Raw genomic sequence first — 18,617 nt, forward strand, 5'->3', positions numbered from 1 at the left:
GCGCCGCTGATGGGAGTATTCGGGAATGACTGCACCTCAAGAGACCACAGCCGGCGCCGCTCCGGCCCCCGCGCGCAGCCCCTTCGACCTGCCGGACGTCTCCGGCCTGGTCGTCGGCGTCCTCGGCGGCACCGGGCCGCAGGGCCGTGGCCTGGCCTACCGGCTCGCCAAGGCCGGCCAGCAGGTGGTGATCGGCTCCCGCAGCGCCGAGCGCGCCCAGGAAAAGGCCGACGAGCTGGGCCATGGCGTGCGTGGCGCGGACAACGCGACCACGGCCGCCGAGAGCGACATCGTGATCGTCGCGGTGCCCTGGGAGGGCCACGCGGAGCTGCTGGCCTCGCTGCGCACCGAGCTGGCCGGGAAGATCGTCGTCGACTGCGTCAACCCGCTGGGCTTCGACAAGCAGGGCGCCTACGCGCTCAAGCCGGAGGAGGGCAGCGCCGCCCAGCAGGCCGCCGCGCTGCTCCCGGACTCGCGGGTGACCGCCGCCTTCCACCACCTCTCGGCGGTGCTGCTGCTGGACCAGGCGGTGGACGAGGTCGACATCGACGTGCTGGTGCTGGGCGAGGAGCGGGCCGCGACCGACGCCGTCCAGGCGCTGGCCAACCGGGTGCCGGGGATGCGCGGGGTGTTCGCGGGGCGGCTGCGCAACGCGCACCAGGTGGAGTCGCTGGTCGCCAACCTGATCTCGGTGAACCGCCGCTACAAGGCCCACGCGGGCCTGCGGGTCACGGACATCTGAAACCCCCGGGACGGACCCTGGGGACGGATCCCTGGGGACCCCTCGGACCGGAACGGGCCGGACGTCGGACACAATGGTCCTCGTCCGGCCCGTTCCGTCGTCCCGCTCCCCGGAGTCCCCGATGCCCCGCTTCGCCCTGCTTGCCTTCGTCCTCGCCGCCCTGGCCCTGGTCGCCGCCGTGGTCTCGGTGCTGGCGGGTTTCTGGATCGGCCTGGTCTGGGTGCTGCTGGCGGGGATCGCCAGCAACGTCGGCTGGGTGCAGCTGCGGCGCGCCCGGATGTGAGCCTGGGCTTTCGCCGGTCAGCTTCCGAAGACGCTGCCGAGGTGGAAGCTGAAGAAGTGGAACAGCCCGGAACCATCGTTGGCGAGTTGCGCGCTGCCGCCGAACCAGCCCAGCACCCGGTAGATCACGTCGTTGAAGAACCAGTTGTTGACCGTCGGGTTCCACAGCAGCAGGAAGACGATCATCATCCCGTACGGGGCCAGGTTGTTGAACGCGCGCCGGTTGTCGTACGAGAGCCAGGGCTCGATGATCCCGTAGCCGTCCAGCCCGGGCATCGGCACCAGGTTGAGGATGCCGGCCATGAGTTGCAGCATCGCCAGATAACCGACCGCGCTGTAGAACGCGTAGTGCGATTCAGGCACGATCCCCTTCACCTGGCTGAGCGGGATCAGCAGCGCCAGCGCGAGGACCAGGTTGACGGCCGGGCCGGCGGCCGAGATCAGGCTGTGCTTCCACTTGCCCTGGATCCGGCCGCGCTCGATGAAGACCGCGCCGCCGGGCAGCGCGATGCCGCCCAGGATGATGAAGATCAGCGGCATCACGAAGCTGTAGATCGGGTGGGTGTACTTCAGCGGGTTCAGGGTCAGGTAGCCCTTGGTGCCCACCGAGATGTCGCCGCCGTGCAGTGCCATCCGAGCATGTGCGTACTCGTGCAGGCAGAGCGAGATCAGCCAGCCGGCCACAACGAACAGGAACACGCCGATCTTGTTGCTCGGTGCAGTGAACGTGTGGTCGGCGTTCCCCCAGCCGGTCCAGAGACCCACACCGGAGGCGACCAGGACGGCGAGCAGCACCCAGAAGATCACGCTGATCTTCCGGTCGGCCGAGGGTGAGGGACGGGCGTCGGTGTACGTCATCAGTGCGTGGCTCCGAAGGGCGGGGGAGTGCCGATCATGCCGCCTCGCCTCTCCCCGCGACAAGCGACACCCAGGTGTCAACCACTGGAACGACCGTGTTCGGCAGTGCGTTCCAACCGATGGCGTCCATACGGGAGAATGATCCGATGCAGTACGGCGTCCTCGGCACCACGCAGGCGCTCCGCGACGACGGCACCGAGGTGCCGCTCGGGGGGCAGCGGCTGCGCGCCCTGCTGGCCGCGCTGGTGCTGCGCGGCGGGCGGGCGGTGCCGGCCTGGGCGCTGATCGAGGAGATCTGGGGCGAGCAGCCCCCGGCCGACCCGCAGGACGCGCTGCAGACGCTGGTCGCCCGGCTGCGCCGGGCCCTGGGCGCCGACCAACTGGTCTCGGCGGCGGACGGCTACCGGCTGACGGGCCACCGCAGCGACCTGCGGCGCTTCGAGGAGCTGGCGGCGGCCGCGGACACCGACTCGCTGCGCGCCGCGCTGGCGCTGTGGCGCGGACCCGCCCTGGCCGACCTGCCGACCCGGACCGACGCGGCCGCCCGCTGCGAGGCGCAGCGGGACGCGGTGCGGCTGCGGCTGCTGGCCGAGGAGCTGGCGCTCGGGAACCCGGCCGGGGTGCTGGCCGAGCTGGCGGAGCTGATCGAGCGGCAGCCGCTGGACGAGCCGTTGCGGGCGCTCCAGCTGCGCGCCCTGCACCGGGCCGGGCGCACCCCCGAGGCGCTGCTGGGCTACCAGGACTTCCGCCGCCGCCTCGCCGAGGAGCTGGGCACCGACCCGGGACCCGAGCTGCGCGCCCTGCACCTCGAACTGCTCGCGCCGGCGCCCGGACCGGTACCCACCCCGGCGCCCACCCCGCCGCCCGAGCGCGCTCCCGCGCCGCAGGCCGCCCGGACCAATCTCCGCCCCCGGATGACCAGCTTCGTCGGCCGCGACACCGACCTGGCCGCGCTGCGGTCCGCGCTCGCGTCCCGGCGGCTGCTGACCCTGATCGGTCCCGGCGGCAGCGGCAAGACCCGGCTGGCCCAGCAGGCCGCCGAGGCGCGGGCCGGCGACTTCCCGGACGGGGTGTGGATGGTCGAGCTGGCGCCGCTGGACGATCCGCAGGCGGTCACCGGCGCCGTCCTCAGCGCCCTCGGGCTGCGCGCCACCCAGTTGCACGTCGGCAGCAAGACCGATCCGCTGGCGGCCGAGTTGCTCTCCGGTCCGCTGGGCAGCGCGCCCGAGGCCGAGACGCCGCTGCGGCAACTGCTGGACCACTGCGCCCAGCGCCGGCTGCTGCTGGTCCTGGACAACTGCGAGCACCTGGTGCAGCCCGCCGCCGAGCTGGCCGAGCGGCTGATCACCGGCTGCCCCGGGGTCACCGTCCTGGCCACCAGCCGGGAGCCGCTGGGCGTGCCGGGCGAGGCCGTCGTCCCGGTCGACCCGCTGCCCGATCCGGCCGCCCTGCGGCTGCTGGCCGAGCGCGGCGCCGCCGCCCGCCCCGGCTTCGACCCGGCCGATCCAGCCCAGGACCCGGAGGCCTGCGCCGAGATCTGCCGCCGCCTGGACGGGCTGCCGCTCGCCATCGAGCTGGCCGCGGCCCGGCTAAGGGCCCTGACGCCACGTCAACTCGCGGACCGGCTGGACGGACGGTTCCAGCTGCTCGGCGGCGGCACCGGCAGCCGCACCCTGCTGCCGCGCCAGCAGACCCTGCGCGCCGTGGTCGACTGGAGCTGGGACCTGCTGGACAAGCCGGAACGCACCCTGCTGGCCCGGCTCTCGGTGTTCGCCGGCGGCTGGACCCTGGAGGCGGTCGAGGAGATCTGCGCGGACGACTCGCTGCCCCGCGAGGAGGCGGTCGCCCTGCTGGCCTCCCTGGTCGACAAGTCGCTGGTCCAGGTCTCGCTGCGGACCGCGGACGGCCGCGGTCCGCGCTACCGGATGCTGGAGACCATCCACGAGTACGCCCGCGAGCGGCTGGCCGAACAACCTGCCGACGAGGAAGCGGAGATGACGCGCCGTCATCTGGTCTGGGCCCGGGAGCTGGCACGCACCACCGACCCGCTGCTGCGCGGCGGTGAGCAGCTCGGAGCCCTCGCCCTGCTGGAGGCCGAGCACGACAACCTCCGGGCCGCGCTGCGTCGGGCCGTCGCCGGCGGGGAGCAGCAGGAGGCGCTCTGCCTGGTGCTGTCGCTGGCCTGGTTCTGGACGCTGCGCGACTTCCAGGAGGAGGCCCGCAACTGGGTCGCGGCGGTGGCCGCGATCTACCCGGACGAGCCGGCGGCGGAGCTGTCCGGGCCGTCGTCGCAGGGACCGCCGTCGCAGGAACCGCTGCCGCAGGGACCGCTGCCGCAGGAACCACTGCCGCAGGGACCGCTGGACCTGCCGCCGCCCTGGTCCGCCGAGCTGCAGGACGAGGCCGTACGCGGTCTGCGAGTACTGCAACTGGTGAGCCTGGGCAGCGAGTTCGGCCGGATGCCGACACAGCCGCAACAGCAGGCCGTCGCCGCGATGCTGACCGGCTACCGCCCCGAACTCCCGCAGTCGGCCCGGCTTCCGGTGCTCTACCGGGTGCAACTGGCGATGCAGTCGGGGCTGATGAACGAGCTGCACCCGGGCATCGACGACCTGGTCGAGTCCTGCCGGCTGCACGACCGCCCCTGGGAACTCGCCTACGCCCTGCAGTTGCGCTGCAAGCTGCGCAACGACCAGTCGGGGCAGCGGGTGCCAGCCGAGGCCGACGCCGCCGAGAGCCTGGGCCTGTTCACCCGGCTCGGCGACCGCTGGGGCATGGCCGAGGCGCTGGCGGGGCAGTCGGAGACGGCGGGGATGATCGGCGACTACGGGACCGCCGCCCGCTGCGCCCGCGAGGCCATCGAACTCGCCGAGAGCGTCGGCGCCGACCAGAGCATCCCCATCCTCCAGGTACGGCTCGGCGACGCACTGCTGGGTGCGGGCAGCCCGGAGGAGGGCGAGCACTGGCTGCGGCTCGGGGTGGAGTCGTCCCACAGCCACGGCCCGTTCGGGCAGGGCGCGGGCTTCTACGGAGCGGTGGTGCTGGCTGCGCTGCGGGCCCAGCAGGGCCGGTTCGCGGAGGCACGCGGTTTCCTGGAACCGCTGCTCCCGCCGTTCAGCGACAACAGTCTGGCCTCCATGCTGGGCGGAATGCTGGACTGCTTCCTGGGCTGGATCGACGCCATGGAGGGGCGGCCCGAGGAGGGTCGGCAGCGGTTGCGGCGCGGCCTCGCGTCCATCCTGGACCACCCGATGGCCTCGTTCGTCGACGAGACCTTCGCGCTGCTGATGGCGCCCACCTCGGCCTACATCCTGCTCGCCTGCCACCGGGCCAGCCTCGGCCGGGCCGAGCACCCGGAACTGCGGGCGATCCGGCTGCTCGGCGCCCACGACAGCAGGATCCCGCTCACCGCCGTCCACCACCTGGCGCGACCGATGCTGGCCGAGACGGCGGACGAGCTGCGCCGGATCGTCGGCGACGAGGCCTACGAAGCCGCCCGCGCCGAGGGAGCGGCCCTCGACACGGACGGCATCGTCGCGCTGCTGCGGGACTGAGCGCCTGTCTTCGCACCCCCGTCGGACCGTCAGGTCCGCTTCTTGAACTTCATCACCGCCAGCGGTGCGAACACCGCCGTCAGCCCCACCGACCAGGCCAGCACCTGCAGCGCCGGGTGCAGCACCGGGCCGCCGTTGATCAGCGCCCGGCTGGAGTCGGCCAGTGCGGACAGCGGGTTGACCTTGGTGAACGCCTGCAGCCAACCCGGCATGGTGCTGGTCGGTGCGAAGGTGGAGCTGCCGAACTGCAGCGGCATGATGATCAGGAACCCGATCCCCTGCACCGCCTGAGGGCTCTTCAGCGCCATGCCGAGCAGCATCGACACCCAGACCATCCCGGCCCCGAACGCCATCGCCAGCGCGAGCGCCAGCAGCAGTTGCAGCGGCCCGGTGTGGATCCGCAGGCCCAGCAGCATCGCGAAGGAGATCAGGATCACCAGCGACAGCAGCGAGCGGCAGCTCTCCGAGATCAGCTTGGAGATCAGCACCGAGGCCCGGCCGATGGGCAGGGTTCGGAACCGGTCCATCACGCCGGTCTGGAAGTCGGAGTTGAGCCCGGTGCCCACGGCCATGGCCAGGCTGATGCCGATCTGCCCCAGCATCCCCGGGACCATGTACTGGATGTAGTGCCCCTGGCTGCCCGCCACCGCACCGCCGAACACGTACACGAAGAGCACGGTGAAGATGATCGGCATCAGGATGGCGTCGAACATCGACTCGGGGTCGGCCTTGATCCGCATCAGATTGCGGCGGGTCAGCGCACCGATGTGGGCCAGGTAAGCGCGCGGGCTGATCCGCTGGTCGTCCAGCGGCGGCAGGGGAAGTACGGCGGCACTCATCAGACACGCTCCATCCGGCTCTGGTCCTGCTCTGCCTGCTGATTCCGTTCTGCGGGCTGCGCCGGAGCGTCCTTCGCGGTGGCGCCGGTGACGGCCAGGAAGACGTCCTCCAGGCTCGGCAGCCTGGTCTCGATCCCGGCGACGCCGAACCCCCGGCGTCCCAGCTCCCCGATCAACGCGGTCAGCTGCTCCTCGTCGCCCACCGGCAGCACCAGCTCGCCGCGGGCCGCCACGGCACCGTGCCCGGCCAGGCAGCGCACCATCTCGTCGAGCTGCTCGGGACGGGCCGGACGGACCGTCAGCGTCTGCCCGCCGACCTGCCGCTTCAGCGCCTCGACGCTGCCCTCGGCAATCACCCGGCCCCGGTCGACGACCGTCACGTCGTCGGCCAACTGCTCGGCCTCGTCCATGTACTGGGTCGTCAGCAGCACGGTGGAGCCCTCGGAGACCATCCGCTGGACCTCCTGCCAGACCTCGTTGCGGGTCCTCGGGTCCAGGCCGGTGGTCGGCTCGTCCAGGAACAGCACCCGCGGCTGGCCGATCATGGAGGCGGCCAGGTCCAGCCGGCGCCGCATCCCGCCCGAGTAGGTCTTCACCGGCCGCCTGGCCGCCTCGGTCAGCGAGAAGCGCTCCAGCAGCTCCAGCGCCCTGGCCTTGGCGCCCTTGGCGCTGAGGTCCAGCAGCCGGCCGATCAGGTAGAGGTTCTCGTAGCCGGACAGCAGCTCGTCCACCGAGGCGTACTGCCCGGTCAGCCCGATCGCCCGGCGCAGCTGCCGGGGCTGCTGCAGCACGTCCCAGCCGGCCACCGTGGCGCTGCCGGCGTCCGGCCTGATCAGCGTGGACAGAATGCGGACCAGCGTGGTCTTCCCGGCCCCGTTCGGGCCGAGCACACCGCGGACGGTCCCCTCCCGCACCTCCAGGTCGACGCCGTCCAGCGCCCTGGTCTCCCCGTAGTACTTCGCCATCCCCCGTACCGTGACGGCCGAGGGGCTTCCTGCGCTCTTGGTCATGGCAGGACTCTCGCGCCCCCGGCCGTCAGGCCCCCGTCACGCCTCCGTCAGGCCCCGTCAGACCTCCGTCGAGGCGGCCGTACCGGGTGTCAGGCCCCGCCGTCCGTCCTGCGCAGCACCAGCGAGACGAACCCGAACGTGCGCCGGTAGTCGCGCAGCCACTCCTCGCGGTGCACCCGGGCCGCCTCCAGGGCCGCCGCACTGTCGGGGTCGTCCGGGTGGTCCAGGGCCCACTCCGACAGCGTCCCCGTCCAGGACCACTCGTACTCGTCCAGCTCCGCGGTGGTGCTGGTGTGGGCGAACACCGGGGTCCAGCCCGCCCGCACCACCCGGTCGACGGTGCCGGCCAGGTCGGAGAAGGGGTCGGCGCCGCTGCCGTCGCCGAAGATCTCCAGGGCGGCCGGACCGGGCTCGCGCTCCCAGTAGCCGTCGCCGACCAGTACCGACCCGCCGGGGGCGAGGTGCCGGCGGGCGGCCTCCAGGGTCGGCAGCAGGCCGCCGAAGGCATGGGTGGCGCCCATGCAGAGCACCAGGTGGAACGGCTCCTCGGAGCTGTACTCGGCGGCGTCCCCGACCCGTAGTTCCACGTTCTTCCCGGTCAGCACCTCGGGGACGTTCTCGAACGCCGCGGGGTCCAGGTCCACCCCGACCACCTGCAGCTCGGGGCGCCCGTCCAGGGCCAGCTCCAGCCAGGCCCCGCGCCCGCAGCCGAGGTCGAGCACCCGTTCGTCCCCGACCGGCAGCCCCCAGCGCAGCAGCAGGTCGGCCGAGTCGGAGTCGAGCGGGGCGGCTATCGAGTGGTACTGGTGCGCGATGGCGGAGATCCTCTGTCGATTCATGCCGCGTACCTTCTCATCCCGCCGGCCCGGGCGTCGCCGGGGTTTCACCCGGGTCCCCGCGGGGACCCGGGTGACGGCCCGTCAGTGGAAGGTGTGCTCCGCCGCCGGGAAGCTGCCGCCGATGACGTCGGCCGAGAAGGCCCGGGCGGCGTCGCCGAGGGTGGCCCGGAGGTCGGCGTACTGCTTGACGAACTTGGGCACCCGGCCGCCGGTCATCCCGGCCATGTCGGTCCAGACCAGCACCTGCGCGTCGCAGCCGACGCCGGCGCCGATGCCCACGGTGGGGATGTGCAGCGAGGCGGTGACCTGGACCGCCAGCTCGGCCGGGACCGCCTCCAGCACGACGGCGAAGGCGCCGGCGGACTGGGCGGTCTTGGCGTCGGCGAGCAGCTGGTGCGCCGCCTCGTCGCCGCGGCCCTGCACCGGGTAGCCGCCGAAGGCGTGCACCGACTGCGGGGTGAGCCCGAGGTGCGCCATCACCGGGACGCCGGCCTGCACCAGCAGCTCGGTCGCGGCGGCGGAGCGCTCGCCACCCTCCAGCTTCACCGCGCCTACCCCGGCCTCCTTCATCAGCCGGACCGCGTTGTGCAGCGCCTGGGCCGGGGACTCCTGGTAGGAGCCGAACGGCAGGTCGGCGACGATCAGGGCGCGCTTGGTGCCGCGCACCACGGCGGCGGACATCATCACCATCTCGTCCATGGTGACCGGCACGGTGTTCTCGTAGCCGAGGTGGCAGTTGCCCGCCGAGTCCCCGACCAGCAGCACCGGGATCCCCGCCTCGTCGAAGACGGCGGCCGTGGGGGCGTCGTAGGCGGTGAGCATCGGCCAGCGCTCGCCGCGCTGCTTGGCGGAGGCGAGGTCGCGGACGGTGACGCGGCGGGAGGTGACACCACCGTAGAGGGACTGCGGCGCCTTCTCGGCGGCGGGCTTTTCGGCGTGGCCGGAATTCTGGGCAGGCGGGAGCGAACCGTGCTGCATGGCTGTTCTCCTGTTGGTCGTCTCGTGGCGCCGCGGAGGGCGTCCCCGGATTCCCCTCCATGCTGACACGTCGCGGTCTGCCCGCAAAGAGGTGGGTGGGGACCATCGGGGCAGCGGGACGAGCCGGGGCATTGCCCAATCTTTACGATACGAGACGGAGTCGTATCGTAAAGGGCGGTAGCGTGGTCCTCATGGCCACCACATCCCGTACCCCCGCCGGCGTCGAACGCCGGATACCCGAGGCCGTGCACCGCCGCCGCTGGGGGATCCTGACCGTACTGATCTTCAGCCTGCTGGTCGTCGTACTCGACAGCTCGATCCTCAACGTGGCGATGAAGACCATCGCCAGCCCCGCCCCCACCGGCATCGGCGCCACCCAGAGCCAGCTGGAATGGGCCATCAACTCCTACACCCTGGTCTTCGCCGGGCTGCTGTTCACCGCGGGCATGCTCGGCGACCGGCTGGGCCGCAAGAAGACCCTGCTGTTCGGCATGGTGGTCTTCGGCGCCGGATCGCTGCTCTGCTCCATGGCCACCTCGCCGGCCGAACTGATCGGCTACCGCGCGGCGATGGGCTTCGGCGGCGCCTTCGTGATGCCGGCCACCCTCGCCATCATCATGAACGTCTTCGAGCGCGAGGAGCAGCCCAAGGCCATCGGCATCTGGTCCGGAGCGGTCGGCCTGGCCATCGCCATCGGGCCGATCGCGGGCGGGCTGCTGCTGGCGCACTTCTGGTGGGGCTCGGTCTTCCTGGTCAACGTCCCGATCGTGGTGCTGGCGCTGATCGGGATGGTCTGGCTGGTCCCGGACTCCCGGGACCCCAACCCCGGCCGACCCGACCCGCTGGGCGTGCTGCTGTCGGTGGTCGGCCTGGTCGCGCTGGTCTACGGGATCATCAAGGGCGGCCAGGTCGCCGACTTCACGGTGACCCAGGCCTGGCTGCCGATCCTGGTCGGCATCCTGGTGCTGGCCGGCTTCGTGCTGCACCAACTGCGCAGCCGGACCCCGATGCTGGACATGGGCTGGTTCCGCAACCGGCACTTCTCCGCCGCCGTGGTCTCGGTCGGACTGACCTTCTTCGCGCTGATGGGCGTCACCTTCTTCGGCGTCTTCTACCTGCAGAGCGTGCGCGGCTACTCGCCGCTGCAGGCCGGCCTGCTGCTGCTCCCGCTGGCCGCCGCCCAGCTGCTGGTGTCGCCGCGGGCCCGCTTCGTGGTCGCCCGCTTCGGGGTACGGGCCACCTGCGCGACCGGGATGCTGCTGATCGCCGCCACCTTCGCCGGGTTCCTGCTGCTCGGCCAGCACACCGGGATCTGGGTGCTGGAGGTGCTCTCCTTCTTCCAGGGCACCGGGATGGCCCTGGTGATGCCGCCGGCCACGGTCACCATCATGGGCACCCTGCCCCGTGAGAAGGCCGGCTCCGGATCGGCCGTCAACAACACCTTCCGGCAGGTCGGCGGCTCGCTCGGGGTCGCGGTGCTGGGCGCGCTGCTGTCCACCACCTACCGCAGCGGCATCCAGGACAGGCTGGGCGCGCTGCCGGCGCCGTACCGCGGCACGGCGGGGGAGTCCATCGAGGGCACCCTGGGCGTGGTGGAGAAGATCGGCCCGCGCGCCGCGGCCCTGGTCGACCCGGCCAAGGAGGCCTTCATCCACGCAATGCACGTGACCGCGCTGACCGCCGGCGGGGTGGCCGCGATCGGAGCCGTGGTGGCGTTCTCCTTCCTGCCCGGCAGGCCGCCGGCCGCGGCGCAGGAGGGGGCCGGGACCGGCGCCCCGGAGAACCCGGCAGGATAGGCCCGTGACCAGGACCGGGACCAGTGAAGAGACGGCGGCCGCCGCCGCCCCGCGCCGCGGCCGCCCCCGCAGCGAGGCGGCCGAACAGGCCATCGTGGCGGCGGTGCTGCGGCTGATCGAGCGGGGCTACCCGCTGGCGCTGCTCTCCGTCGAGGGGATCGCCGCCGAGGCGGGGGTCGGCAAGGCCACCATCTACCGGCGTTGGCCCAACAAGGAGGAACTGCTGCTGGACGTGCTGCAGCGGATCGACGAACCCGAGCCGCCGCGGCACGACGGCAGCGTGCGGGACGCGCTGGTCGCGGTCCTGGAGTTCCTCCGCCAGGCGGCACTGGCCAGGCGGGCGCACGCCTCGCTGGCGGTGCTGTCGACCGAGCTGCGCTCCATGCCCGAGCTCTACCGCCGGTACCACGAGAAGGTGATCGAACCGCGCCGGGCCCGGATGCGGGAGCTGCTGGCCCGCGGCGTCGAGAGCGGCGAGATCCGCGGCGACCTGGACCTCGACCTGCTCGGCGACCTGGTCATCGGCCCGATGCTGTCCAGGACGCTGCTGCGGCCGGGCGCCGAACTGGACGACCCCGCCCTCAGCGCCACCATCGTGGACACCGTGCTGCAGGGCATCGCACCGCCCGTGACCGGGTCCGGAGCACCACCCCTATAGCGGCATTTGCCACAGAACGGAACCTTTGCCGCCGCCCGGCGCGTCCTGATTCGCATAGGAGTCCGGCTTACCCGCACCCCCTAGGGTTGCGGATGGGTACGCGAACGGCGTTGGGGTTCATCGATGGCACAGGCAGACACAGCACAGCCGCGCACCGCCCCGAAGGGGTCGCGGATTCCCGGCGTCGGCGGCTGGGGGCGGGACGGCAGGGGCCGCAGCACCTGGCGGCGGGGGTGGGTCCTGGCCGCGCTGGCGCTGGCCCTGGGGCTGCTGCTGATCTTCCACTCCGACATCCCCAACCGCGTCGGCAACCTGGGCAGCCTGGTGGAGACCTTCCTGCCCTGGGCCGGCCTGGCGGTCCCGGTGCTGCTGGTGCTCGGGCTGCTGCGCCGCTCGGCGACGGCGCTGGTGGTGCTGCTGGTGCCGGTGCTGGTCTGGTTCAACCTGTTCGGGGCGCTGCTCACCGACAAGGGCGGCGGCTCCTACGACTTCACCGTGGTCCAGCACAACGTCAACGCCACCAACAGCGACATCCCCGGGACGGTGGCCACCCTGGAGGCGGCGAAGCCGGACGTCATCGCGCTGGAGGAGCTGTCCGTCAACCAGGTCGGCACCTTCCGGAAGGACCTGGCCGCGGCCTACCCGTACCACGTGATCGAGGGCACGGTCGGACTGTGGTCCAAGTACCCGCTGTCCGACAGCGGGCCGGTGGACATCAAGATCGGCTGGGTCCGGGCGCTGCGCACCACGGTCGCCACGCCGCACGGCGACGTCGCCGTCTACGTCGCCCACATGCCTTCCGTCCGGGTGAAGTTCGACGGCGGCTTCACCGCCAACCAGCGGGACAACAGCGCCGAGGCGCTGGGGGAGGCGCTGGCCGCCGAGAAGCTGTCCAAGGTGGTGCTGCTCGGCGACCTCAACGGGACCATGAACGACCGCAGCCTGGCCCCCATCACCGCGCAGATGCGCTCGGCGCAGGGCTCGGCCGGCGCGGGCTTCGGCTTCAGCTGGCCGGCCGCGTTCCCGATGGCCCGGATCGACCAGATCATGACCAGGGGAGTCACCCCGACCGACGCCTGGACCCTGCCGCAGACCGGCAGCGACCACCTCCCCATCGCCGCCCACATCGAGCTCTAGCGGCACCGCTGGCTGTCAGGACCAATCGACACTGACCTCCGGTCAGGACCCTTCGCGCCAGCGGTTGGTGATCGGCTGCCGGCGGTCCCTGCCGAAGTTCTTGGACGAGATCTTGGTGCCCGGCGGGTACTGCCGCCGCTTGTACTCGGCGGTGTCGACCAGCCGCACCACCCGGTCCACCACGGCCGGATCGAAGCCCTCGGCGAGGATCTCGGCGCGGCCCTTGTCCTGCTCGACGTAGGCGGTGAGCACCGCGTCCAGCAGGTCGTAGTCGGGCAGCGAGTCGGTGTCCACCTGGTCGGGGCGCAGCTCGGCGCTGGGCGGCTTGCTGATGGTGTGCTCCGGGATCGGCGGGGTCTCCCCGCGCTCGGCCGCGGCCTGGTTGCGCCACCTGGCCAGCCGGAAGATCAGCGACTTGTAGACGTCCTTGATCGGGCCGTAGCCGCCGACCGAGTCGCCGTAGAGGGTGGAGTAGCCGACGGCCAGCTCGCTCTTGTTGCCCGGGGCCAGCACCAGGTGGTTCTCCTGGTTGGAGATCGCCATCAGCAGCGTGCCGCGCAGCCGGGACTGCAGGTTCTCCTCGGCCAGGCCGGTCAGCCCCAGCGCGTCCATGTAGGCGTCGAACATGGGCTCGATGGAGACGGTGCGGAAGTGCAGCCCGGTGCGGCGGGCCAGCTCGGCGGCGTCGTCGCGGGAGTGCTGGGAGGAGTAGGCGCTGGGCATGGACACGCAGTGGACGTTGCCGGCGCCGATCGCGTCCACCGCGATCGTGGCGACCAGGGCCGAGTCGATGCCGCCGGACAGTCCGACCAGCACCGACTTGAAGCCGTTCTTCTGCACATAGGCGCGCAGCCCGACCACCAGCGCGCCGTAGACCTCCTCCAGCTGGCCGAGGCGCGGGCCCTGACCCGCGGTCACCGGTTCGGCGGGTACCGGCAGCACGTCCTCGGAGAGCACGGTACGGACCACCTCCAGCCCGTCGGCGACGAAGCGGCTGCTGTGCTCGCCGGGGTCGGTCGCCGCCGTGGCCTGCGGCAGCTCCAGGTCGAGCAGCAGACAGCCCTCCTCGAACTGCGGCGCCCTGGCCAGCACCTCGCCGGAGGCGTCGACCACCAGCGAGTCGCCGTCGAACACCAGCTCGTCCTGGCCGCCCACCTGGTTGACGTAGGCCAGGGTGCAGCCCGCCTCGGCGGCCCGCCGCCGCACCAGCTCCAGCCGGGCGTCGTCCTTGTCGGCCTCGTACGGGGAGGCGTTGACCACCAGCAGCAGCCCGGCGTCCGCCTGCCGTGCGGCCTGGACCCGGCCGCCGTCCTGCCAGATGTCCTCGCAGACGGCCAGGGCGACGTCCACGCCGTGCAGCCGGAACACCGGCAGGGTGTCGCCGGGCACGAAGTAGCGGAACTCGTCGAAGACGCCGTAGTTCGGCAGGTGGTGCTTGGCCAGCCGGGTGACCACCCTGCCGCCGTGCAGCAGTGCCGCGCAGTTCTGCGGCGAGCCGACCGGCAGGCCGAGCCGGTCCGAGGCGGTGGTCGACCTGCCCAGGTAGCCGACGACCACGGCGGTGCCGCCGAGGCCCTCCGCCTCCAGCCGCTCGGCCAGGGCCACCAGCGCGGCGCGCGAGGCGTCCACGAAGGAGGGGCGCAGCGCCAGGTCCTCCACCGGGTAGCCGGTGAGCGCCATCTCCGGGAAGGCCACCAGGTGGGCGCCCTGCTCGGCGGCGTGCCGGGTCCACCGGACGACCAGCTCGCTGTTGCCGGCGATGTCACCGACGGTGGTGTCGATCTGATTCAGCGCGAGGCGAAGAGAAGGCACCCGATGAGTCTAATCGTCTAATCGACGCTATGGGGTTCCGAACAGGGCCGGACGGGGCGTCAGGGGGTGGTTTCCACCACCATTCCGGGCGGGGACACCCTATCTGGGGTGAGATATAGCCGTATTGACGATTTGTCCGAAATAAAGGTACGTTCGCCCCATCGCCAGCAGAGCCGATTCCAGCGTTGCCGTATCTGAACCGGGCCCGCGCCCGTAGAGGGAGACCGTCCACGTGGATCAGCACAACAGCCCTGCCGAAGCCCCGTCAGCGGTCGTGGGCAGCTCCGCCGTGCGGCGCCCGCCCCGTGTGGACAGCGAGCTGAGGGAGCGTCCGGCCCGGGGCGTGCTCCCCGGCTGGGTCGCCCTGGTGGCCCTGCTCGCGGCGGCGGTCGCCGCCGTCCTGGTGCAGGCGCGGCAGCGGTCGCTGCCGGCCCGCCTGCCCGGCGCGGCCCGTCTCGACGTCGCACTGGCCGGAGCGCCGCTCAGCCGCGAGCTGGCCGGCGGCCTGCTGACGGGCTGCGCGCTGGTGGCCGTGCTCGCCGTGTTCGGGCTGATGGCCAACCCGGTCGGCCGGGCCAGGGTGCTCACCCGCTGGGGCGGTTACCGCGGCACCGTCCGCCGCACCGGCCTGGTCTGGGTGAACCCGCTGCTCAAGCGGCGCACGGTGGACGTCAGGGTGCGCCACTGGCGCAGCGAGCCGATCGCCGCCACCGACCGCGAGGGGTCCCCGCTGCGGGCCGAGCTGCTGCTGGTCTGGGCGGTGCGGGACACCGCCAGGGCCCGCCTCTCGGTCCCGGACCACCAGGCCTACCTCGCCGCGGCGGCCGAGGCCGCGCTCTGCCGGGTCGCCGCGACGCTGCCCTGCGACAGCTTCGCCAGCCCCGGCCCCAGCCTGCGCGACGGGCAGTGGCTGGGCGGCGAGCTCACCCGGCTGCTGGCGGCCGAGGCCGCACCGGTGGGCGTCACCGTCTTCTCGGCCCAGGCCCTCACCCTCGACTACACCGCGGAGTTCGCCGCGGCGATGCGCCGCCGCCGGCTCGCCGAGCTGGACGCGGGCACCCGCGAGGTCATCGTCGGCGACGCCCTGGAGACCGCCGCCCTGACGGTGTCCCAGCTGGAGCACACCCAGGGCCTGTCGCTGCCCCCGGAGGCCCGCGCGGCCCTGCTCCGCGACCTGGTGGCGGGATTCCTCGCCCCGGCGGCGACGTCCCCGGCCCTGCCCGCCGCCTCTGCTTCTGCTGCTTCTGCCGCCTCTGTCGCAGCTGCTGACGCGCCGTCGTCGACCGTGGTCACCCCCCGTAACGCCACCTCCGTGAACGGAGCCACCCCCGCATGACCGGATTCATAGACTTCGACGCGAGCACCCTCGACCCCGGCATCTGCCGATGCTCCCGCTGCACCGCCCCCGCCGCCCCCCGCGCGCCCCTGGCCACGCTCCCGGCGCGGCACCGCCCGCGGCTGCGCCTCGCCGCGACCGGCGCCCTCGTCGCCGTCGGCGGCACCGCCCTCGCCCTGGCCGGCACCTCACCGGCCGGCGCCGAGGCCGCCCCCTCCCACGCCGGCTGGGACGGCCACCGCTACTGGTTCCAGCGCAACGGCGAATGGCGCTGGACCAGCCACTACGCCGTCTACCTGCAGAACACCTCCCGTACCGGCGGCGCGTCCGGTGCTGCTTCCGGTTCGTCGGCGGCCAAGACCGTGTCCTCCGGCGGTCTGCACCAGGGCTGGGACGGCCACCGCTACTGGTTCCAGCGCAACGGCCAATGGCGTTGGACCAGCCACTACGACATCTACCTCCGCTACACCTCGGGCAGCGGCCACCCCGTCCCGCCGAAGGCCGCTCCGTCCTCCCTCGACGTCGCCCTGGCCTTCGCCGAGGCGCAGCTGGGCAAGCCGTACGTCTGGGGCGGCAACGGTCCCAATGGCTACGACTGCTCGGGCCTGGTCCAGCAGGCCTTCCTGCGGGCCGGACTGCATCTGCCGAGGGTGGCGGTGGACCAGTTCCGGGCCGCCCGTCCGATCACCGCGGCCGACCTCCGCCCCGGCGACCTGCTGTTCTGGTCGTCCAGCAGCCGGGTCACCGGCATCCACCATGTCGCGGTGTACCTGGGCGGCGGCCGCTACATCGAGGCACCGCGCCCGGGCGTGCACGTCCGGATCTCCATCCTGTCCACCGGCTACTACCCGACGTTCTTCGGCCGTGTCGCCCGCTGAGCGCCCGTGCGGACGTGGTTCGCTGCGTGCACGGAGTTCTTCCCGGCGCTGAATCTGCAATGATGCGACAAGCGGACGAGTCAGCGCGCGGAGCGCTGCCCCCTGGTGGCCGCCCCCACGTAACGTATTCGTAAAGAGCAGAGGTGAGACTGTCGCCATGGGCAAGCAGCAGGAGTTCGTTCTCCGCACACTCGAAGAGCGCGACATCCGGTTCGTCCGGTTGTGGTTCACCGACGTCCTGGGCTTCCTGAAGTCCGTGGCCGTCGCCCCCGCGGAGCTGGACCAGGCCTTCGAGGAGGGCATCGGGTTCGACGGCTCCGCGATCGAGGGCTTCGCCCGGGTCTACGAGTCCGACATGCTGGCCAAGCCGGACCCGGGGACCTTCCAGATACTGCCCTGGCGCTCCGAGGCGCCCGGCACGGCCAGGATGTTCTGCGACATCCTGATGCCCGACGGCTCCCCCTCCTACGCGGACCCGCGCTACGTCCTCAAGCGCACCCTGGAGAAGGCGGCCGCGCAGGGCTTCACCTTCTACACCCACCCGGAGATCGAGTTCTTCCTGCTGAAGGACCTCCCCGGCGACGGCTCGGTGCCCACCCCGGCGGACCACTCCGGCTACTTCGACCACACCCCGCGCGGCGTCGGCCACGACTTCCGCCGCCAGGCCATCACCATGCTGGAGTCGATGGGCATCTCGGTGGAGTTCAGCCACCACGAGGGCGCCCCGGGCCAGCAGGAGATCGACCTGCGCTACGCGGACGCGCTGTCCACCGCCGACAACATCATGACCTTCCGCTCGGTCATGAAGGAGGTCGCGCTGGAGCAGGGCGTGCACGCCAGCTTCATGCCCAAGCCCTTCTCGCAGTACCCGGGTTCGGGCATGCACACCCACCTCTCCCTGTTCGAGGGCGACCGCAACGCCTTCCACGAGGCCGGAGCCGAGTTCCAGCTCTCCAAGGTGGGCCGCTCCTTCATCGCCGGACTGCTGAAGCACTCGGCCGAGTCCGCCGCGATCACCAACCAGTGGGTCAACTCCTACAAGCGGATCTGGGGCGGCTCCCAGCGCGCCGCGGGCGCCGGCGGCGAGGCCCCCTCGTACATCTGCTGGGGCCACAACAACCGCTCCGCCCTGGTCCGGGTGCCGATGTACAAGCCCAGCAAGCAGGGCTCGACCCGGGTCGAGGTCCGCTCGCTGGACACCGGCTGCAACCCCTACCTGGCCTACTCGGTGATCCTCGCGGCCGGCCTCAAGGGCATCCAGGAGGGCTACGAACTGCCCCCCGGCGCCGACGACGACGTGTGGGCGCTCAGCAGCATGGAGCGCCGCGCCATGGGCATCGAGCCCCTCCCGCAGAACCTCGGCGAGGCCATCGACCTGATGCAGCGCAGCGAACTCGTCCGCGAAACCCTCGGCGAACACGTCTTCGACTTCTTCCTGCGCAACAAGCGCCAGGAATGGGAGGAGTACCGCTCCGAGGTCACCGCCTTCGAACTCCGCAAGAACCTCCCGGTCCTGTAGCCACAGGTCAGAGCAGGGATCCAGCGATACGAACGACCGGAGGCCGGCGGGCGCGAACCGCCGGCCTCCGGTCGCTTTACGGCTCCGGGGCCGTCTGTGGGCCGTCAAGCCCTAGATCGGGGCTGCGGAACACGCGGTCCATCGCCTTACGCGCCCGGTCGTCGCTGCTCGGCATCAGGTGTGTGTAGACGCGGAGAGTGAAGCCAGGGTCGCTGTGCCCCAGGTAGGTACTCAGCGCCTTGATGTTCTCCCCTGCATCAAGCAGGACGGACGCGAAGAAGGATCGTGTCCCTTGGTGTGGTGTAGCCGATCATTCATCGGTGGTGTTGGGTAGCGCGGGGGCGCTGTTGGGGAGTTCGGCGGGGTAGAGCTCTTCCAT

Annotated in this window: 15 protein-coding genes and 1 pseudogene; 9 read left to right on the plus strand and 7 right to left on the minus strand. The window is 72.0% G+C overall.

All coding sequences use genetic code 11. From position 1 onward, the window contains the following. The first annotated feature begins 25 nt into the window (after window positions 1–25). Window positions 26–742 carry an NADPH-dependent F420 reductase gene (gene npdG, locus IF29_RS0107565; protein ID WP_030251349.1) on the plus strand — a complete coding sequence of 239 codons (717 nt, stop codon included), beginning with the start codon at window positions 26–28 and terminating at the stop codon, window positions 740–742. A gap of 121 nt (window positions 743–863) precedes the next feature. Next, entirely contained in the window at window positions 864–1,025 is a 162-nt protein-coding gene (locus IF29_RS46770; RefSeq protein ID WP_198037329.1) for a hypothetical protein, read from the plus strand. Window positions 1,026–1,042: 17 nt separating this feature from the next. On the opposite strand, the gene IF29_RS0107575 is transcribed toward IF29_RS46770, so the two are convergent. Then, window positions 1,043–1,882: a site-2 protease family protein gene (locus tag IF29_RS0107575; protein ID WP_030251351.1), complete on the minus strand. Its 840-nt coding sequence runs from the start codon at window positions 1,880–1,882 to the stop codon at window positions 1,043–1,045. Window positions 1,883–2,028: 146 nt separating this feature from the next. On the opposite strand from IF29_RS0107575, the gene IF29_RS0107580 reads away from it, so the two are divergent. After that, on the plus strand, window positions 2,029–5,436 hold the full coding sequence (locus IF29_RS0107580; RefSeq protein WP_037594459.1) for an ATP-binding protein: 3,408 nt from the start codon (window positions 2,029–2,031) through the stop codon (window positions 5,434–5,436). Window positions 5,437–5,465: 29 nt separating this feature from the next. Here the strand turns inward: IF29_RS0107580 and IF29_RS0107585 are convergent, their stop codons facing one another. From IF29_RS0107585 to panB, 4 genes are all read right to left on the minus strand, one after another. Continuing rightward, the gene (locus IF29_RS0107585; protein WP_030251357.1) at window positions 5,466–6,275 is read right to left on the minus strand and encodes an ABC transporter permease; all 810 of its coding nucleotides are present in this window, start codon (window positions 6,273–6,275) and stop codon (window positions 5,466–5,468) included. Then, window positions 6,275–7,285, minus strand: a complete 1,011-nt coding sequence (locus IF29_RS0107590) for an ATP-binding cassette domain-containing protein (RefSeq protein ID WP_051724991.1) — start codon at window positions 7,283–7,285, stop codon at window positions 6,275–6,277. Before IF29_RS0107590 ends, IF29_RS0107585 begins: the two co-directional genes overlap by 1 nt. Before the next feature lie 89 nt (window positions 7,286–7,374). Next, window positions 7,375–8,124, minus strand: coding sequence for a class I SAM-dependent methyltransferase (locus IF29_RS0107595; RefSeq protein WP_030251362.1), 750 nt, complete (start codon window positions 8,122–8,124; stop codon window positions 7,375–7,377). 81 nt (window positions 8,125–8,205) lie between these two features. After that, a complete protein-coding gene (panB, locus tag IF29_RS0107600; protein WP_030251365.1) occupies window positions 8,206–9,102 on the minus strand; it encodes a 3-methyl-2-oxobutanoate hydroxymethyltransferase in 897 nt (298 codons plus the stop codon). Between the two features lie 191 nt (window positions 9,103–9,293). Between panB and IF29_RS0107605 the strand changes: the two genes are divergently transcribed. From IF29_RS0107605 to IF29_RS0107615, 3 genes are all read left to right on the plus strand, one after another. Next, window positions 9,294–10,898, plus strand: a complete 1,605-nt coding sequence (locus IF29_RS0107605) for a DHA2 family efflux MFS transporter permease subunit (protein ID WP_037594461.1) — start codon at window positions 9,294–9,296, stop codon at window positions 10,896–10,898. 4 nt (window positions 10,899–10,902) lie between these two features. After that, window positions 10,903–11,556 (plus strand): TetR/AcrR family transcriptional regulator, encoded by a 654-nt coding sequence (locus IF29_RS0107610; protein ID WP_030251371.1) that lies wholly within the window; start codon window positions 10,903–10,905, stop codon window positions 11,554–11,556. Window positions 11,557–11,679: 123 nt separating this feature from the next. Then, entirely contained in the window at window positions 11,680–12,693 is a 1,014-nt protein-coding gene (locus IF29_RS0107615; RefSeq protein WP_030251374.1) for an endonuclease/exonuclease/phosphatase family protein, read from the plus strand. 42 nt (window positions 12,694–12,735) lie between these two features. On the opposite strand, the gene IF29_RS0107620 is transcribed toward IF29_RS0107615, so the two are convergent. Continuing rightward, window positions 12,736–14,505 carry an NAD+ synthase gene (locus IF29_RS0107620; protein ID WP_030251375.1) on the minus strand — a complete coding sequence of 590 codons (1,770 nt, stop codon included), beginning with the start codon at window positions 14,503–14,505 and terminating at the stop codon, window positions 12,736–12,738. Between the two features lie 232 nt (window positions 14,506–14,737). Here IF29_RS0107620 and IF29_RS0107625 point away from each other — a divergent pair, with 232 nt between their 5' ends. From IF29_RS0107625 to IF29_RS0107635, 3 genes are all read left to right on the plus strand, one after another. After that, complete coding sequence (locus IF29_RS0107625; RefSeq protein ID WP_051724992.1) at window positions 14,738–15,841, plus strand: SPFH domain-containing protein; 1,104 nt, start codon at window positions 14,738–14,740, stop codon at window positions 15,839–15,841. Then, complete coding sequence (locus IF29_RS43285) at window positions 15,838–16,719, plus strand: C40 family peptidase (protein ID WP_051724993.1); 882 nt, start codon at window positions 15,838–15,840, stop codon at window positions 16,717–16,719. Before IF29_RS0107625 ends, IF29_RS43285 begins: the two co-directional genes overlap by 4 nt. A 157-nt stretch (window positions 16,720–16,876) precedes the next feature. Next, complete coding sequence (locus IF29_RS0107635; protein WP_030251384.1) at window positions 16,877–18,238, plus strand: glutamine synthetase family protein; 1,362 nt, start codon at window positions 16,877–16,879, stop codon at window positions 18,236–18,238. 76 nt (window positions 18,239–18,314) lie between these two features. On the opposite strand, the pseudogene IF29_RS49210 reads toward IF29_RS0107635, so the two are convergent. Next, window positions 18,315–18,524 (minus strand): annotated as a pseudogene (locus IF29_RS49210) (site-specific integrase); the annotation flags it as partial. Between the last annotated feature and the right edge of the window lie 93 nt (window positions 18,525–18,617).

The sequence above is a fragment of the Streptacidiphilus jeojiense genome, from assembly GCF_000719095.1.
Lineage (GTDB): Bacteria > Actinomycetota > Actinomycetes > Streptomycetales > Streptomycetaceae > Streptacidiphilus > Streptacidiphilus jeojiensis.

Excerpts from the sequence above, each read along its gene's own strand:
- IF29_RS43285 (WP_051724993.1), top strand. The coding sequence starts at position 15,838 with ATGACCGGATTCATAGACTTCGACGCGAGCACCCTCGACCCCGGCATC.
- panB (WP_030251365.1), bottom strand. The coding sequence starts at position 9,102 with ATGCAGCACGGTTCGCTCCCGCCTGCCCAGAATTCCGGCCACGCCGAA.
- IF29_RS0107615 (WP_030251374.1), top strand. The coding sequence starts at position 11,680 with ATGGCACAGGCAGACACAGCACAGCCGCGCACCGCCCCGAAGGGGTCG.
- IF29_RS0107575 (WP_030251351.1), bottom strand. The coding sequence starts at position 1,882 with ATGACGTACACCGACGCCCGTCCCTCACCCTCGGCCGACCGGAAGATC.
- IF29_RS46770 (WP_198037329.1), top strand. The coding sequence starts at position 864 with ATGCCCCGCTTCGCCCTGCTTGCCTTCGTCCTCGCCGCCCTGGCCCTG.
- IF29_RS0107635 (WP_030251384.1), top strand. The coding sequence starts at position 16,877 with ATGGGCAAGCAGCAGGAGTTCGTTCTCCGCACACTCGAAGAGCGCGAC.
- npdG (WP_030251349.1), top strand. The coding sequence starts at position 26 with ATGACTGCACCTCAAGAGACCACAGCCGGCGCCGCTCCGGCCCCCGCG.
- IF29_RS0107590 (WP_051724991.1), bottom strand. The coding sequence starts at position 7,285 with ATGACCAAGAGCGCAGGAAGCCCCTCGGCCGTCACGGTACGGGGGATG.
- IF29_RS0107580 (WP_037594459.1), top strand. The coding sequence starts at position 2,029 with ATGCAGTACGGCGTCCTCGGCACCACGCAGGCGCTCCGCGACGACGGC.
- IF29_RS0107595 (WP_030251362.1), bottom strand. The coding sequence starts at position 8,124 with ATGAATCGACAGAGGATCTCCGCCATCGCGCACCAGTACCACTCGATA.
- IF29_RS0107585 (WP_030251357.1), bottom strand. The coding sequence starts at position 6,275 with ATGAGTGCCGCCGTACTTCCCCTGCCGCCGCTGGACGACCAGCGGATC.
- IF29_RS0107605 (WP_037594461.1), top strand. The coding sequence starts at position 9,294 with ATGGCCACCACATCCCGTACCCCCGCCGGCGTCGAACGCCGGATACCC.